Genomic DNA, 15,626 nt, shown 5'->3' on the forward strand with positions numbered 1-15,626 from the left:
TCCGGCACGGGCGCGACAGCGGGCGGTACCCCCGACGGGGGGTGCCGCCCGCTGTCGCGTTCCGTCCCCGGGGCTCCGCCCCGGGACGCTGGGGAGGAAACGGTTCCGCATACTGATACCGCTGGTGGTCGCAAGAGTGGAGGACGCGTGGCGGAGGCCGACGGGGCAGAGGACAGGAAGCCCACGTCCGACGAGGCACACAGCGCCTTCACTCCTCCGCCGGGCATGGGGCCGGACGCGTCCGAGGAGGACCAGCCGACCTCGGAGTTCGCCGTCCCCGACGGCCTGGCGGCGCTGCCCGCCGAGCCGGAGGAGGGTTCCGCCTTCGCGACCCCGGCCACCTACAGCGCCGCGCAGTCCCCGCCCGCCTACACCCCCGGCCCGGGCCTCCCCGTCGCCTCCCCCTGGCAGGACCGCATGCGCACGATGCTGCGCATGCCGGTCGACGTACGACCCGTGCCCGAGCCGGTGCAGAAGCAGACCGAGGCCGGGCCCGCCGTGGGCCGCGTACTCGACCTCACCCTGCGCATCGGCGAGCTGCTGCTCGCGGGCGGCGAGGGCGCCGAGGACGTGGAGGCCGCGATGTTCGCGGTGGCCCGCAGCTACGGGCTGGACCGCTGCGAGCCCACCGTCACCTTCACCATGCTGTCCATCACCCACCAGCCCTCGCTCGTGGACGACCCGGTCTCGGCGAACCGGACCGTGCGCCGCCGCGGTACCGACTACAACCGGCTCGCGGCCGTGTTCCGCCTGGTGGACGACATCAGCGCCCACGAGGTCGACATCTCGCTGGAGGAGGCCTACCGCCGCCTCGCCGAGATCCGCCGCAACCGCCACCCCTACCCCGGCTGGATGCTGACGGCCGCCGCCGGACTGCTCGCCGGGGCGGCCTCCACGCTCGTCGGCGGCGGGGTCCTCGTCTTCTTCGCAGCGGCGATCGGCGCGGTCCTGGGTGACCGCCTCGCCTGGCTGTGCGCGGGGCGCGGGCTGCCGGAGTTCTACCAGTTCGTGGTCGCCGCCATGCCGCCCGCCGCGATCGGGGTCGCGCTGAACATGACGGGGATCGACGTGCGCGCCTCCGCCGTGATCACCGGCGGGCTGTTCGCGCTGCTGCCGGGGCGGGCCCTGGTCGCGGCCGTGCAGGACGGCCTGACCGGCTTCTACATCACCGCGTCCGCCCGGCTGCTGGAGGTGATGTACCTCTTCATCGGCATCATCATGGGCGTCCTCGTCGTGCTCTACGTCGGCCTGCAGTTCGACGCCTCCCCGAGGCCGGAGGAGGTCCTGCAGATCACCCATCGGCCGCTGCTGCAGATCGCGGCCTCGATGGTGCTGGTCTTCACCTTCGCGATCCTGCTCCAGCAGGAGCGCTCCACCGTGTGGATCGTGACCCTGAACGGCGGGGTCGCCTGGGTGACGTACGGGGCCCTGCACTACGCCGGCGGCATCCCGCCGGTGCCGTCCACCGCCGTCGCGGCCGGGCTGGTCGGCCTCTTCGGGCAGCTCTTCTCCCGCTACCGCTTCGCCTCGGCCCTGCCGTACGTGACGGCGGCCATCGGCCCGCTGCTGCCGGGCTCGGCGACGTACTACGGGCTGCTGCTCATCGCCGAGAACCGGCTCAACGAAGGCCTCGGCTCCCTCACGAACGCCGCCGCGATCGCCCTGGCCATCGCGATCGGGGTGAACCTCGGTTCGGAGACCTCCCGGCTGTTCATGCGGATCCCGGGGGCCACGAGCGCCGCCAAGCGCCGGGCCGCCAAGCGCACCCGCGGCTTCTAGCGCGCCGCGGGGACACACGCGTGAGCCCCGGACACCCTCGCGGGTCTCCGGGGCTCACGGTCAGGCGGTACGGGGCTCAGCGCTTGGCGTGGCGGCCGCCGCGCTGGCCCGGGGCCTGCGGGTCGTCGCCGGGCGCGGGCTGCCCGCCGGAGGCGGCCGCGGCCTTCTTCTCCTTGCGGGACTTCAGCACCTCGAAGATCACCGGAATGACGGAGATCAGGACGATGACGATGAAGATCGGCTCGACGTTGTTCTTGATGATCTCGAACTGGCCGAGCTGGTAGCCCAGGACCGTGACGCCCGCGCCCCACAGGGCGCCGCCGATGACGTTGAAGGTCAGGAAGGTGCGGTACTTCATCGCCGTCGCGCCCGCGACCATCGGCGCGAAGGTGCGGATGATCGGCACGAAGCGCGCGAGCACGATGGCCTTGGGACCGTGCTTCTCCATGAAGTCGTGCGCCGCGTCGAGGTTCTCGCGCTTGAAGAGCCTGGAGTTCGGCCGGTTGAAGATCTTCGGGCCGAAGTGCTTGCCGATCAGGTAGCCCACCTGGTCGCCGAGGATCGCCGCGGCCACGATCAGCGTGCAGACGAGCCACAGCGGCTGTGAGATCGTGCCGCTCGCGACGAACAGGCCCGCCGTGAACAGCAGCGAGTCCCCGGGCAGGAACGCGAAGAGACCCGACTCCGCGAAGACGATGACCAGGATGCCGATCAGACCGAATTGCCCGATCAGATACTCCGGGGACAGCCACTCAGTGCCGAGCGCAAGCGTATTCACGAGTTCCGGGATCTCCTGGATCGGGGGGTGTCGGCGGTGCGGGCGAACGCGACGGGTGGTTCCAATTATGAACGCATACGGCCCCCGGCAGGTTCCAGGTACCCGCGGGGGCCGTGCGAGGAACGTTCCGCTTACACCTTGCGCACCGCGTTCGCCATGATCGCGTCGCGGAGGAAGACCGCCAGCCCGGGGCGGACGGCGTCGTAGTGCGCCGTGAAGCGCTCGTCGGCGACGTACATCTCACCCAGGCAGGTGTGCATCTCGTACGGGCAGTCGTAGTGGTTGCCGCTGATCCAGCCGCGGTGCTCCTCGGCCAGGTCCATGGCCTGCTCGGAGTCGGCCGCCGCGCCGGAGTCCAGCAGGGCGGCGAGCCGCCGGTTGACGTCCTGCGCCTGGTGCTGGATCCGCAGCCAGTCCGCCTTCGTGTACGAGGCCGCGCGGCGGGCGGACTCCTTGTACGCGTCGGTGGCGCCCCAGCGCTGCTCGGCCTCGGCCGCGTACTGGTCGGGGTCGAACTCCCCGAAGACCTCGAACTTCTCCTCGGGCGTGAGGTTGATGCCCATGTTCCTTGCCTCCACGGCGTGCTCAACGGCCTTGGCCATCTGCTGGAGCCGGTCGATCCGGTCGGACAGGAGGGCGTGCTGCCGGCGCAGGTGCTCCCTCGGGTCCGAGTCCGGGTCGTCCAGCAGGACCGAGACCTCTTCGAGCGGGAAGCCGAGCTCCCGGTAGAACAGGATCTGCTGCAGCCGGTCGAGGTCGGCGTCGTCGTACCGCCGGTGTCCCGCGTGGCTGCGGCCGCTCGGGGAGAGCAGCCCGATCTCGTCGTAGTGGTGCAGGGTGCGCACCGTGACTCCGGCGAATCGGGCGACCTGTCCCACGGAGTAGCCCATCTTCATCCGCTCCTCTGGTCGGGTACGCCCCTCACTGTCGTCCCTCACGTGGCGTGAGGTGCAAGTCCGGCGTCCTTCAGCCCATGGCGCGGGTGCCGTCGAGGGACTCGCGGACGATGTCCGCGTGCCCCGCGTGGCGGGCGAACTCCTCCACCAGGTGCAGGAGCATCCAGCGCAGGGAGACCTTGCCGTCCTTGGGGAACCAGGGCGCCTGCGGGAGCGGGAACACGTCGTCGAGGCTGGGAGCGGCCGCGATGAACTCCGCCGTCTCGCGGGCGACCTCGTCCCAGAAGGCCAGGACCTGCGGGACGGTCTCGTCCCCGACCAGCCGGAAGCCCTCGGTCCGGGTCTCCGGGGTGCGCAGCCGCTCGTTCTCCCGCTGCTGGGCCATCCGCAGCCAGTTGAGCTCGACCTCGGCCACGTGCTTGGCGAGGCCGGACAGCGAGAGCTCGCTGGCGCTGGGGCGGCTCGCGGCCTGCTCCTCGGTCAGCCCCTCCAGCGTTTCGCGGATCGCCGTGCGCTGGGCCTCGACGAAGGACAGGAGCGTGCCGCGCTCGTCGCCGGGAACCTCAGTGGAAAGCTGAGCCATGACCTGAACCACCTTCTGTTTCGGTGTCGCTGCTTGCGTGCTGCTCGCGTGCTGCTTGCGTGTCTCTCTGCTGACAAGAACCACGTTACGCAGGCTTGCGGTCAGCCCCTGTCCTCAATGAGGGGCGTTTTCCCCGTCCGGGCGAAGTGCGGGCAGCGCGGAGGCGGGCTTGGGGAGCAGGGCCTTGGAGAGGTCCTGCCTGCCCGTCGGGTCCAGCCCGTACATCGCCTCGTAGATCTTGCGGACCGCCGGGCCGGAGGCCCCGGAGCCGGTGCCGCCCTGGGAGATCGTCATCACGATCGCGTAGTCCTCGGTGTAGGAGGCGAACCACGAGGTGGTCTGCTTGCCCTGGACCTCGGCCGTGCCCGTCTTCGCGTGCATCGGGATCTGCTTCTGCGGCCAGCCGCCGAAGCGCCATGCGGCACTGCCGGTGGTGGCGACCGCCGCGAGGGCCCCGTCGATGTCGTCGCGCAGCTTCGCGTCCATCGGCAGCCGGCCCTGCTCCTTCGGCGCGAGCTCGCGGACCGAGGTGCCGTCGGCGCTCACGACCGCCTTGCCGATGCTCGGCTGGTGGAGGGTGCCGCCGTTGGCGATGGCCGCGTAGACCGACGCCATCTGGACCGGCGTGACGAGGGTGTCGCCCTGGCCGATCGAGTAGTTGATCGCGTCGCCCTCGCGCAACTGGTTGCCCTGGCGGCAGTTCTCGTAGGCGATCTTCTCGGCGAAGCTGCCGTCCTTCTTGCCGTCCCGGCACCAGGCGGCCTTGTTCGCCTCGAAGAAGTCCTTCTTCCACTGCCGGTCGGGGACCCGGCCGGTCACCTCGTTCGGCAGGTCGATGCCCGTGGGCTTGCCCAGGCCGAACTCGTGGGCCGTCTTGAAGAACCAGTCGGCGGGGCCCTTCTTCGGGCTGATCCCGCCGTCCTTCTTCCACTCCCGGTCCGCGATGCCGTAGTAGACGGTGTCGCAGGAGACCTCCAGCGCCCGGCCGATGGTGATGTCGCCGTAGCCCTGGGACTCGAAGTTCGTGAAGGTCTGGCTGCCGACCGAGTACGAGCTCGGGCAGCCGTAGCGGGCGTTGAAGGGGTACCCGGCATTGACCGCCGCGGTCGAGGAGACCACCTTGAAGATCGAGCCCGGGGCCGCCTGGCCCTGGATCGCCCGGTTCAGCAACGGGTAGTTGGACTCCTTGTCGGTGAGTCCCGCGTAGTCCTCGGCGGAGATGCCGCCCACCCAGGCGTTCGGGTCGTACGTCGGGTTGGACGCCATCGCGACGACCCGGCCGGTCTTGGCCTCCATCACGACGACCGCGCCCGAGTCGGCCTCGTAGTTCTTGTGCGTGATCTTGTCGTAGGTGTCGCGCGCCTCGAGCATCGCGTTGTTCAGCTCGCGCTCGGCCACCGCCTGCACGCGCGCGTCGATCGAGGTCACGATGTTCGAGCCGGGCTGCGCCTTGTCGGCCTGGGCCTGGCCGATGACCCGCCCGAGGTTGTCCACCTCGTAGCGGGTGATGCCCGCCTTGCCGCGCAGCTCCTTGTCGTACGTGCGCTCAAGGCCCGAGCGGCCCACCTGGTCGGAGCGCAGGTAGGGCGAGTCCGAGTTCTTCGCCTTGGCGATCTCCGCGTCGGTGACCGGCGAGAGGTAGCCGAGCACCTGCGAGGTGTTGGCCTGGTCGGGGGCGGCGTAGCGGCGCAGGGCGGTGGGCTCCGCGCTGATCCCCGGGAACTGCTCGGCGTGCTCCCGTATCTCCAGCACCTGGTCCGTGGTCGCCTCGGCGGTGATGGGGATCGGCTGGTACGGGGAACCGTTCCAGCAGGGCTTGGGGGTCTTGGCGTCGCACAGCCGGACGCTGTCGACCACGTCCTCGGGCTTCAGGCCGAGGACTCCGGCGAGCCGGGTCAGGACGTCCTTGCCGCGGTCCTGCATCTTCGACAGGTCGGTGCGGCTGGCCGAGACGACGAGACGGGTCTCGTTGTCGGCGAGCGGGACCCCGCGGGAGTCGAGGATGGCGCCGCGCACGGCGGGCTGGACCACCTGCTGGGTGTGGTTGTTCTTCGCCTCGTCCGTGTATTCCTGGCCGTTGCGTATCTGCAGGAACCAAAGGCGCCCGCCGAGGGTCAGCAGCAGCGAGAACGCGACCACCTGGATGATCACGAGCCGGTTCTGGACCCGGGGCGTCCGCCCGGTCTCCGGTATGTTGCTCAACTCGGCTCTCCCCGGGACGCGTCCTGCCTGACCCGGCCGAGTCTAGGGGTGTCTAGAACGGGAAACGGGTCCGACCGTGCTGAACGGAGATCCATTTCTGCGTCGTGAAGGCTTCCACCGTCGCCTCGCCGTTGAGCCGGCCCAGGCCCGAGGCCTTCTCCCCGCCGAAGGCGGCCAGCGGCTCGTCCCCGATCGTGGAGTCGTTGACGTGGATCATCCCCGTCTCGATCCGCTGCGCGAAGCGCACCCCGCGCTCCACGTCCCGCGTGTGCACGGCGCCGCTCAGCCCGTACGGGGTCGCGTTGGTCAGGCGTACGGCCTCGTCCTCGCCGTCGAAGACCACCAGCAGCGCCACCGGGCCGAAGATCTCCTGGCTCAGCAGCGGGGAGTCCTCGGGGAGCCCGGCCAGTACGGTCGGCTCGACCAGGTTGCCGCGCGTAGATCCCCGTACGAGCGCCTGCGCGCCCTCCTCGACCGCTCGGTCCACGAGGGCGGTCAGGGCGTCGGCCTGGAAGGAGTTGATCAGCGGACCGATGTGGGTGTCGGCCTCGTGCGGGTCGCCGGTCTTCAGGCCGCGCACCCGCGCGGTGAACTTCTCGGTGAACTCCTCGGCCACGGCCGCGTCGACCAGGATCCGGTTGGCGGCCATGCAGACCTGGCCCTGGTAGACGAAGCGGCTGAAGACCGCCGCGTCCACCGCGTAGTCGAGGTCGGCGTCGTCGAGGACGACGAGCGCGCTGTTGCCGCTGAGTTCCAGGACCGTGCGCTTGAAGTGGCGGGCGGCGACCGCTCCGACGTGCCGGCCGACCCGGTCGGAGCCCGCGAAGGAGATCACCTTGGGGACGGGGTGGGTCAGGATCGCGTCGCCTATCTCGGCGATGTCGGTGACCAGGACGTTGAGCAGTCCGGCCGGGAGCCCGGCGTCCTCGAAGATCTTGGCGATGACCCCGCCGCCGACGACGGGGGCGTTCTGGTTCGGCTTGATGACGACCGCGTTGCCCAGGGCGAGGGCCGGGGCGACCGACTTCAGGGTGACCAGGAAGGGGAAGTTGAAGGGGCTGATCACGGCGATGACCCCGACCGGAAGGCGCTGGACCCGGTTCTCCTTGCCCTCCACCGGCGAGGGCAGGATGCGGCCCTCGGGGCGGACGGCCAGCTGCATGGCCTCGCGGATGAACTCCATGGCGAGGTGGACCTCGTACTCGGCCTTGGGACGGGTCCCGCCGAGCTCGTCGATCATCGCCTCGACGATCTCCTTCTCGCGCTCCTCGGTGATCCGCAGGGCGCGCTCCAGGACGGCACGTCTGGTGAAGGGGCTGGTGGCGGCCCATTCCTTCTGGGCCCGCTCGGCGCCGCGGTAGGCCTGGTCCACCTGCTCGACGGTGGCCACGGTGATGGCCGCGAGCTTCTCCCCGTTGTACGGGTTGACGTCGATGATGTCCCACGACCCGGTGCCGGCCAGCCATTCGCCGTCGATGTACTGGTGAGCCAGGTCCTCGAATATGGACATGCCATCCCTTACTGCGAGCGCGCACCCGTGCGCTGCACCGGAGACCGATCGGTCGTCATGCACTGATCAGACGTCATACTACGTGCGGTTCAAGACAGTTGGAGCAGGCCACGGAGGAGATCCCGGGTCCTGTCGGGGTCGGGGCAGTCTGCCTGCAACCGCTCCATCGCCCTTCCGTACTGCCCCACTTCCTCGTCTTTGTCGAGGTAGAGGGCGCTGGTGAGCTGTTCCAGATAGACGATGTCCTGGAGATCGGACTCCGGGAAGCGCAGCAGGGTGAAGGCGCCGCTCTCGCCGGCGTGGCCGCCGAAGGAGAACGGCATGACCTGGAGCTGTACGTTCGGCCGCTGGGAGACCTCGATGAGGTGCTCGAGCTGGCCGCGCATCACATCGCGGTCGCCGTACGGGCGGCGCAGTGCGGCCTCGTCGAGCACGGCGTGGAAGACCGGGGCGTTCTCGGAGACCAGTACCTTCTGGCGCTCCAGGCGCAGTGCGACGCGGCGGTCGATCTCGGCGCGGGTGGCGCCGGGCATGCCGCGGCTGACGACGGCCTGGGCGTAGGCCTCCGTCTGCAACAGACCGTGCACGAACTGCACTTCGTAGATGCGGATGAGCGAGGCCGCGCCCTCCAGGCCGATGTACGTCTGGAACCACCCGGGCAGCACGTCGCCGTAACTGTGCCACCAGCCGGTCGCGTTGGCCTCGCGGACCAGCCCCAGGAGGGACTCCCGCTCGGCGCTGTCCGTGACTCCGTAGAGCGTGAGGAGGTCCTCGACGTCTCTTGCCTTGAAGCTCACCCTTCCCAACTCCAAGCGGCTGATCTTCGATTCGGATGCGCGGATCGAGTAGCCGGCCGCCTCACGGGTGATGCCGCGGGATTCTCGGAGTCGCCTGAGCTGTGAGCCCAGGAGGATGCGGCGCACCACAGAACCGCTGGCTTCTGCGGTCACTAGTCCTGCCCTCCCCATCGCAATGGTTGCGCGTGGTCTGCGCGTGGTGTGCGTCGCGGGGCCCCCGTGCCCCAGGGCCCGCAGTCTGCCACCAAAACGCATCGGTCCGTACTCGTTCTGTAACGGAATCCGGCGTCCCGGAAAAGAAGTCCGTAAGTATGCGTAGGAAGAAATGAGCAAGAACCGTCACGGGAGTGGACAGGTCCGGCGCGTGCACGTGCATCTGCCCTTGCATCCGGCTTCCGCATTCGGAACCATGGTGCCGCGCACCTGCGTGCTCTTCGCGCCGGCGCGGGACCCACCCCGCAGTTCTTTCTGGGCAGAGTTGCCGCTCTGTCCGCGAATCCCGGGAGTGCCTCGCATGGGGACGAATGGATCGACCATGCTCGAGCCGTTACGGCAGGGGCTTCCCCCGGTCGACCCCACGGCTGTCTCCGGGTCCGCCTCCTGCGCTCTGCCCGCCCGGTACGAGGCGGTGCGGGGCGCCCGTTCGTTCACCCGGTCGACGCTCGCCCAGTGGGGCCTCGACGACCGCTTCGACGACGTGGCCCTGGTCGTCTCCGAACTCGTCACCAACGCGCTCCGCCATGCCCTGCCTGAGGACGCGCGCGGCGGCGGCGAGCCGGAGCCGCCCGTACGGCTGCACCTGATGCGGTGGAGCACCCGGCTGGTGTGCGCGGTGCGCGATCCCAGCGAGGACCGGCCGGGCGGGGCGTTCGTGCCGGAGCGGACCGAGGAGAACTGCGACCTGGAGTCGGGGCGCGGGCTGTTCCTCGTGGACTCCTACAGCGACAGCTGGGGCTGGCACCCGCTCGCGGGACGGCTGACCGGCAAGGTGGTCTGGGCGCTGTTCATGCTCCAGGAAGCCTAGCGAGACCGAAAGCCATATACGAAGCCATATATACGACAACTGGCCGGGGTTGATCATTTCGATCAGTCCCGGCCAGTGCACGTGCATGGCTTGATCTTGGCGCCGTTCCGGTCCGGCCTGTCAGCCGGTCAGGTGGTCGAACTCGCCGTCCTTGACGCCCAGCAGCAGAGCCTCTATCTCGGCCGGCGTGTACACGAGCGCCGGACCGTCCGGAAAGCGCGAGTTGCGCATGGCAACGTCACCGCCAGGCAATTTCGCGAACTCCACGCAGGAACCCTGCGAGTTGCTGTGTCTGCTCTTCTGCCAGGTCACGCCGTCGAGTTCTGCAGCTGCCATCCCGTTGTACGCGTGGTCCACAGGAAGCCCCCGATAGTGCAGATGTCAACTGCACCGGATCATAGCTGTGTTCATAAGCGCCTGCATGGGCAGATGCACGTGCACGCGCTGTGCCCTCTTGATCACAGCTCTGCGCACTGCTAATGGCGGGTCTCCGCGCGGGAGGTCGGACCCAGCGCCTGGGAGACCTCCTCCAGCGACTCCAGGACCTGCTCGGCCGCCCCGCGCAGCACCCCCGACCCCGGGGCGCCCCAGTCCCCCGACAGCTCTCGGACCCCGTCCCACCGCGGCACCCGCCGCTCGCGCACCGCCTTCGCGCCCTCCCGCGTCGCCGTGCGCAGCGCCCGGGCCAGGGCGGCCGCGCCCGGGACCGGGGCCTGGGCGCGGTCCGGGAGGTGGGCCTCCAGCAGCATCACGCTCTGGCCCAGCGCGGCCAGGGCGTGGGCCGCCTCGTCGGCGGCCGCGCGGGAGATGCCGCGGTGGCGCACCGGCTCCCCCGCGGCCCGGTCCAGCGCGTCCTGCCAGGCGATCCGGGCGTCGCGGGACGCCAGCAGCGCCCGGCGCACCTCCCCGCGCGCGGCCCCGGCCGGGTCGGCGTACTGCCCGAGCACGGCGGCCGCGTACTCCCCGAGGGCCTCGACCCAGTCGGCCAGCCGGGTGCGCAGCCGCGGGGTCTCCCAGGCCGGGTAGAGGGCGTACCCGAGCATCGCCAGGAGCCCGCCGAGCAGGGTCAGGCCCACCCGGTCCGGCACGGTCTGGTCCCAGCGGACCCCGCCCATGCCGAGCAGGAAGACCACGTACGCGGAGACGAAGAGCTGCGCGACGGCGTACCCGGTGCGCATCAGTACGTACATCAGGCCCGCGCTGACCACGGCGAGGAAGCCCGACAGGTACATCCCCGGCTGCACGAGCTGTACGACGGCGGTCGCCACGGCCACCCCGACCAGGGTGCCGCCGAAGCGGGCGACGGCCCGGGAGTACGTCTGGGTGAAGTCGGGCCGCATCACCATGACGGAGGCCATCGGGGCCCAGTAGGCGTGCCCCAGCGGCAGCGCGTGGCCGATGACGTAGCCCGCGCAGGCCACCGCGGTGACGCGCAGGGCGTGCCGCAGGATGGGCGAGCCGGGCCGCAGTTCGGCCCGTACGGCCTTCAGCACCACCGGCACCAGCGCGAGCAGCGTGGGCCGCAGCATCGACTCGCCGGGGTCGGCCGTGCGCCCGAAGCCCGGCTCGGCCGTCTCCAGTACGTCGTCCAGCAGCGCGGCGAGCCGGCGCGCGGCCCGCAGCGCCGCGCCGTCGAGGAGGTCCGCCGTGTCGGGGGACTTCAGCACCGCGAGGTCCGGGCCGGGCAGGCGTACGGGCTCCCCGTGCCGGATCGCCCGCGCGGCGGCGTCCAGCACCGACCCGGCCGCCGCGAGCAGTTCCCGTACCCGGTCGCGCGCCGGCCCCTCGGCGGGGGCGCCGACCGCGGGGTCCGCGAGCGAGGCGAGCACCGGGCGGATCCGCTCCGCGAGCCCGCGCGCCCCGTGCAGCTCGGCCGGGCGCCGCCGGGCCTGGCGGCGGGTGACCGTGGCGGCGGCCCGCGCCCGCATCAGCGGCTCCGGGTCGAAGTGCGCGACGGGGTCGTGGCGCAGCCGCCGGGCGTAGTCGGCCTCGGCGGCGAGGGCGTCGGCCAGGGCGTCGCGCTGGGCGCCCCAGCGGCGGACGGGGAACAGGACGATCAGCAGCGCCTGGACCACTCCGCCGGCGGCGATCATCGCGGCGTGCCCGGCGGCCTGCGGCACGGAGGTCGGCAGGGTGACGGTGACGAGCATGATCGCGACATTGCCGGAGGCGATCATCCCGGCGGTGGGGCCGGCCGCCCACATCAGGCTCGCGGCGAAGGCCCAGACGGCGAGCAGGACGAGGAACAGGCCGGTGTCGCGGGACCCGACGAGGTAGCCGATGAAGGTGGAGACGGCCAGCGTCAGCCCGGCGGCCAGGGCCAGGACGGGACGCGGCCGCCAGCTCTTCTGGAACGTGGCGATGGCGGCCATGAAGGCACCGAAGGCGGAACTGGCCGCCGAACCGGGCCCCAGGAACGCCAGCCCGGCGGCGATCACGATGGCGAGCCCGGCGGCGGCGCGCAGGGCGGTGAGGGGCTCCAGGCGGGTCCGCTCGACGGTCATGCCGCTGCGGGCGGTGTCCTTCAGCGCCCGCAGCCAGCTCATGGCGACGAGCGTAGCCGTTTTCAGGACTTCTTCAGATTTGTACAGGTCTGGTGACAAGCGCTTCGATAAGGCCGATCATCGGACGGTGATCACCACGGTCACCCGAAAAGGTGGGTACGCACATGCTCCGCAACGCCCTGCAGCCCTGGCACCTGGTCGTCCTCCTCGTCGTCTGCCTCATCGTCTTCGGCTCGAAGAAGCTGCCCGACATGGCCCGCTCCCTCGGCAAGTCGGCGCGCATCCTGAAGGCGGAGTCCCGCGCGCTGCGGGGCGAGGACAACCAGCCCTGACCAACTGACCAGCCAACTGCGCAACCGGCTGACTAACTCCCCGGCAGCGGACGCCGGCTCGCGCTTGCCTTTCCGCCCACGTGTGCGCGGTCGGCGGCCGCCGTGCCGTCCTCCCAGCCCGCGAGGTCGGTGGCCCCGCGCAGCCGGGTCGTGGTCGTCCGCGGGAACATCTCCTGCGCCCGCGAGGTGACGGCCACGTCCCGGGCCACCAGCGCCGGCAGGTTGTCCGGGACCTCGGCCGCGGTGTGTTCGGCCGTCTCGGCGAGACGCTGGCCGAGCCGGCTCGCGTACGCCAACAGGAACGACTGCCGGAACGTCTTCGTCCGCTTGCGTCCGCCCGCCCGCTGCCCGGCCTCGGCGCGCGTCATCGCGGCCGTGCCCTGCACCAGCAGCGAGGTGTACAGCAGCTCGACCGCCTCCAGGTCGCTCTCGAAGCCGACCACCGTGGAGAACTCGAAGCCGCTGTTCCACACGGCCCGGCACCGGTTCGCGCCGGCCACCGCGTCGAGGAGCACCGCCTTGGCCTCCTCGTACGGCGGCTCGACCCCGATCCGGCATGCGCCGGGCACCTGGGCCGGGCCCTTGCCGCTCGCGGCGAGCAGCGCCTCGTCGACCGTGTGCCGGGCCATCAGCTCCTGCGCCTTGGCGCTGAGCGCCTCCGCCTCCTCCGGGAAGGTCGTCGCCTCGGCCTTGGCGAGCAGCGCGCGGATCCGCCCGAGCATGCGCGGCTCGATGTGCGCGTGCTCCAGCGCGGCGTGGGCGAGGACAGGATCGCCCGGCAGCGGGCCGACGGGCTCGATGGAGGGCAGCCGGATCAGCAGCCGGAACACCTCCAGGACGGCCGTCGCCAGGGTGAACCGGTCGACGCGCGCACGGGCCGCGAGCCGCTCCCCGTACCGCTCGTCGTCCCCCCACCACACCTCGGCGTCGGTCCACCGCTCGGGCAGCCGCGCGTACGCCCGCGCCTCGCCGGCGACCAGGTCGCCGGTGACGTCCAGGTGGATCTGCCCGAGGTCCCGCCGCACGAGCCGCAGCACGTCGGCCGGCTGCCACCCCCGCTCCCAGGCCTGCCGTACGTAACCCTCCCCGCGCGCGAGCAGCACCTGCCCGACGCCGGCCCACCGTCCGGTGTCGGCGGCGAGCAGCGAGGCCCCGGCATCCAGCGCGGAGTCGTCCTGGCTGTAGAGGGCGGCTTCGCACGCACGGTCGACGATGTCGGCAAGATCTGTCACGCCTCTCAGCTTGCCTCGGTGTGCCGCCCCCCGGAAATCCGCGAGGTCGAACCTGCGGACCGGGAACCTCACATCGCCCTGCGGGCGTGGCGGCGAGCCGGCGAGCCACAGGGCGGCATCAGCCCGAAACCAGCCCCGCCGGCGTTTGAGGCGCGGGTTCCGGGCCTGGCCCCAGGGGGTTGAGCCGCGCCGGGAAGGTGGCTGTCGTACCCCGGTGGGAGACTCGCCCTCATGAGCGAGCACACCCCCCGGTGGGCCCTCGCCGAGGACGGCGACGGGGCCTGGCACGCCGCACCCCTGGGTGCGGACGGCGCGGGCCCGCGCGTCAGCGTGCGGGACCCCGCCGAGGCCGTGCGCGCCGCACCCGGCGGGACGCGGTGGGTGTGGCGGTCCACCGCCGCCGTGTACCCCCGCCTGCTCGCCGCCGGCGCCCGCGTCGAGCGGTGCCACGACATCGAGGACGCCGAGCTGCTGCTCCTCGGCCACGAAGGCCGCTTCGGCGAGCCCCGCTCGGCCGCCGCCGCCTGGGCCCGCCTCACCGGCGCGCCCGTACCTCCCGACCCGCCGCAGCGCGCGGCCACGCCCGGGACCCAGGACTCGCTGTTCGAGCCCCGGCCCGCCCCGGTGCCGCTCGACGCGCTGCTCGCCGTCCACGCCGACCAGGCGAAGCGGCTCGCCGCCACCGCGCACCCCGACCGGATGCGGCTGCTCACCGCCGCCGAATCCGCCGCCTTCCTCGTCGCGGCCGAGATGAACCGCGCCGGCCTGCCCTGGCGGGCCGACGTACACCGCTCCCTGCTCACCGACCTGCTCGGAGAGCGGTACGCGGGAGGTGGGCAGCCCCGCCGGCTCGCGGAGCTGGCCGACCGGATCTCCGACGCCTTCGGGCGCCGGGTGCGCCCCGAGCTCCCCGCCGACGTCGTCAAGGCCTTCGCCGAGGCCGGCATCAAGCTGAAGTCCACCCGCCGCTGGGAGATCCAGGACCTCGACCACCCGGCCGTGGAACCCCTCCTGGAGTTCAAGAAGCTGTACCGCATCTACACCGCCCACGGCTGGGCCTGGCTGGCGGACTGGGTCCACGAGGGCCGCTTCCGCCCCGAGTTCATCCCCGGCGGCACCCTCACCGGCCGCTGGGTCACCAATGGCGGCGGGGCCCTGCAGATCCCCAAGGTGATCCGCCGGGCCGTCGTCGCCGACCCCGGCTGGCGGCTCGTCGTCGCCGACGCCGACCAGATGGAGCCCCGGGTCCTCGCCGCGATCTCCCGCGACCCGGCGTTCATGGAAGTGGCCGGACGCCCGGAGGACCTGTACACCGCCATCTCCCGCCAGGGCTTCTCCGGCGACCGGGACATGGCGAAGCTCGCCGTGCTCGGCGCCGTGTACGGGCAGACCTCCGGCGACGGCCTGAAGAACCTGGCCGCGCTGCGCCGCCGCTTCCCGCTCGCCGTCGCGTACGTGGACGACGCGGCCAGGGCGGGCGAGGAGGGCCGTCTCGTACGCACCTGGCTGGGCCGGACCTGCCCGCCGCCGGCCGACGCCCCCGAGGAAGGCGAGGCGGGCATCCCGCAGGAACGGGACGAGGGCCACACCCCGGGCAACACCGCCGGCTACACCCCGAGCTACGCCTCGACCAACACCCGCGCCCGGGGCCGGTTCACCCGTAACTTCGTGGTCCAGGGCAGCGCGGCCGACTGGGCCCTGCTGCTGCTCGCGGCCCTGCGCCAGGCCACCGCCGGGATGCGGGCCGAGCTGGTGTTCTTCCAGCACGACGAGGTGATCGTGCACTGCCCCCAGGAAGAGGCCGAAGCCGTCGCCGAGGCCATCCGCACCGCCGGCGACCTGGCCGGCCGGATCGCTTTCGGCGACACCCCGGTCCGCTTCCCCTTCACGACGGCGATCGTGGAGTGCTACGCCGACGCGAAGTGACCCGGGGTGGCGGCGGCCGCCGCCCGCCCGCTCAGCCGAACCACTTCGGGTCGAGCGCGATCT

General features: G+C 71.6%; 12 protein-coding genes and 1 pseudogene. 4 read left to right on the forward strand and 9 right to left on the reverse strand.

Annotated features, from left to right (window positions below):
* Nucleotides 1-147 precede the first annotated feature (147 nt).
* Nucleotides 148-1,779 (forward strand): threonine/serine exporter family protein, encoded by a 1,632-nt coding sequence (locus tag ACFWBF_RS04245; RefSeq protein ID WP_385594894.1) that lies wholly within the window; start codon nucleotides 148-150, stop codon nucleotides 1,777-1,779.
* Nucleotides 1,780-1,888: 109 nt separating this feature from the next.
* Here ACFWBF_RS04245 and ACFWBF_RS04250 read toward each other — a convergent pair.
* From ACFWBF_RS04250 to ACFWBF_RS04275, 6 genes and pseudogenes are all read right to left on the reverse strand, one after another.
* Nucleotides 1,889-2,557: pseudogene (locus ACFWBF_RS04250) on the reverse strand (DedA family protein); the annotation flags it as partial.
* Between the two features lie 131 nt (nucleotides 2,558-2,688).
* Nucleotides 2,689-3,447: a MerR family transcriptional regulator gene (locus ACFWBF_RS04255; protein WP_385594897.1), complete on the reverse strand. Its 759-nt coding sequence runs from the start codon at nucleotides 3,445-3,447 to the stop codon at nucleotides 2,689-2,691.
* A 76-nt stretch (nucleotides 3,448-3,523) separates the two neighbouring features.
* On the reverse strand, nucleotides 3,524-4,036 hold the full coding sequence (locus ACFWBF_RS04260; RefSeq protein WP_385594901.1) for a DinB family protein: 513 nt from the start codon (nucleotides 4,034-4,036) through the stop codon (nucleotides 3,524-3,526).
* 114 nt (nucleotides 4,037-4,150) lie between these two features.
* Nucleotides 4,151-6,238: a penicillin-binding protein 2 gene (mrdA, locus tag ACFWBF_RS04265; RefSeq protein WP_385594904.1), complete on the reverse strand. Its 2,088-nt coding sequence runs from the start codon at nucleotides 6,236-6,238 to the stop codon at nucleotides 4,151-4,153.
* Between the two features lie 52 nt (nucleotides 6,239-6,290).
* Nucleotides 6,291-7,748 carry an aldehyde dehydrogenase family protein gene (locus ACFWBF_RS04270; protein ID WP_385594907.1) on the reverse strand — a complete coding sequence of 486 codons (1,458 nt, stop codon included), beginning with the start codon at nucleotides 7,746-7,748 and terminating at the stop codon, nucleotides 6,291-6,293.
* Nucleotides 7,749-7,837: 89 nt separating this feature from the next.
* Nucleotides 7,838-8,716, reverse strand: coding sequence for a helix-turn-helix domain-containing protein (locus ACFWBF_RS04275; RefSeq protein ID WP_385594910.1), 879 nt, complete (start codon nucleotides 8,714-8,716; stop codon nucleotides 7,838-7,840).
* Between the two features lie 343 nt (nucleotides 8,717-9,059).
* Between ACFWBF_RS04275 and ACFWBF_RS04280 the strand changes: the two genes are divergently transcribed.
* On the forward strand, nucleotides 9,060-9,569 hold the full coding sequence (locus ACFWBF_RS04280; RefSeq protein ID WP_385594913.1) for an ATP-binding protein: 510 nt from the start codon (nucleotides 9,060-9,062) through the stop codon (nucleotides 9,567-9,569).
* 120 nt (nucleotides 9,570-9,689) lie between these two features.
* Here the strand turns inward: ACFWBF_RS04280 and ACFWBF_RS04285 are convergent, their stop codons facing one another.
* The gene (locus ACFWBF_RS04285) at nucleotides 9,690-9,926 is read right to left on the reverse strand and encodes a DUF397 domain-containing protein (RefSeq protein WP_385594915.1); all 237 of its coding nucleotides are present in this window, start codon (nucleotides 9,924-9,926) and stop codon (nucleotides 9,690-9,692) included.
* 119 nt (nucleotides 9,927-10,045) lie between these two features.
* The gene (locus tag ACFWBF_RS04290) at nucleotides 10,046-12,115 is read right to left on the reverse strand and encodes an FUSC family protein (RefSeq protein WP_385594918.1); all 2,070 of its coding nucleotides are present in this window, start codon (nucleotides 12,113-12,115) and stop codon (nucleotides 10,046-10,048) included.
* Nucleotides 12,116-12,237: 122 nt separating this feature from the next.
* Between ACFWBF_RS04290 and tatA the strand changes: the two genes are divergently transcribed.
* Nucleotides 12,238-12,405 (forward strand): Sec-independent protein translocase subunit TatA, encoded by a 168-nt coding sequence (gene tatA / locus ACFWBF_RS04295; protein ID WP_385222170.1) that lies wholly within the window; start codon nucleotides 12,238-12,240, stop codon nucleotides 12,403-12,405.
* 32 nt (nucleotides 12,406-12,437) lie between these two features.
* Here tatA and ACFWBF_RS04300 read toward each other — a convergent pair whose 3' ends face one another.
* On the reverse strand, nucleotides 12,438-13,637 hold the full coding sequence (locus ACFWBF_RS04300) for a DUF2786 domain-containing protein (protein WP_385594921.1): 1,200 nt from the start codon (nucleotides 13,635-13,637) through the stop codon (nucleotides 12,438-12,440).
* Nucleotides 13,638-13,868: 231 nt separating this feature from the next.
* Here ACFWBF_RS04300 and ACFWBF_RS04305 point away from each other — a divergent pair, with 231 nt between their 5' ends.
* Nucleotides 13,869-15,563 carry a bifunctional 3'-5' exonuclease/DNA polymerase gene (locus tag ACFWBF_RS04305; RefSeq protein ID WP_385594924.1) on the forward strand — a complete coding sequence of 565 codons (1,695 nt, stop codon included), beginning with the start codon at nucleotides 13,869-13,871 and terminating at the stop codon, nucleotides 15,561-15,563.
* Nucleotides 15,564-15,626 lie beyond the last annotated feature (63 nt).

Origin of the sequence: Streptomyces sp. NPDC060028, from assembly GCF_042736725.1 — a bacterium.
Lineage (GTDB): Bacteria > Actinomycetota > Actinomycetes > Streptomycetales > Streptomycetaceae > Streptomyces.

What these genes read in the sequence shown, in the direction of transcription:
- ACFWBF_RS04255 (WP_385594897.1), bottom strand. Translation starts at nt 3,447, where the DNA reads ATGGGCTACTCCGTGGGACAGGTCGCCCGATTCGCCGGAGTCACGGTG.
- ACFWBF_RS04260 (WP_385594901.1), bottom strand. Translation starts at nt 4,036, where the DNA reads ATGGCTCAGCTTTCCACTGAGGTTCCCGGCGACGAGCGCGGCACGCTC.
- ACFWBF_RS04270 (WP_385594907.1), bottom strand. Translation starts at nt 7,748, where the DNA reads ATGTCCATATTCGAGGACCTGGCTCACCAGTACATCGACGGCGAATGG.
- ACFWBF_RS04275 (WP_385594910.1), bottom strand. Translation starts at nt 8,716, where the DNA reads ATGGGGAGGGCAGGACTAGTGACCGCAGAAGCCAGCGGTTCTGTGGTG.
- ACFWBF_RS04280 (WP_385594913.1), top strand. Translation starts at nt 9,060, where the DNA reads ATGGGGACGAATGGATCGACCATGCTCGAGCCGTTACGGCAGGGGCTT.
- ACFWBF_RS04290 (WP_385594918.1), bottom strand. Translation starts at nt 12,115, where the DNA reads ATGAGCTGGCTGCGGGCGCTGAAGGACACCGCCCGCAGCGGCATGACC.
- tatA (WP_385222170.1), top strand. Translation starts at nt 12,238, where the DNA reads ATGCTCCGCAACGCCCTGCAGCCCTGGCACCTGGTCGTCCTCCTCGTC.
- ACFWBF_RS04305 (WP_385594924.1), top strand. Translation starts at nt 13,869, where the DNA reads ATGAGCGAGCACACCCCCCGGTGGGCCCTCGCCGAGGACGGCGACGGG.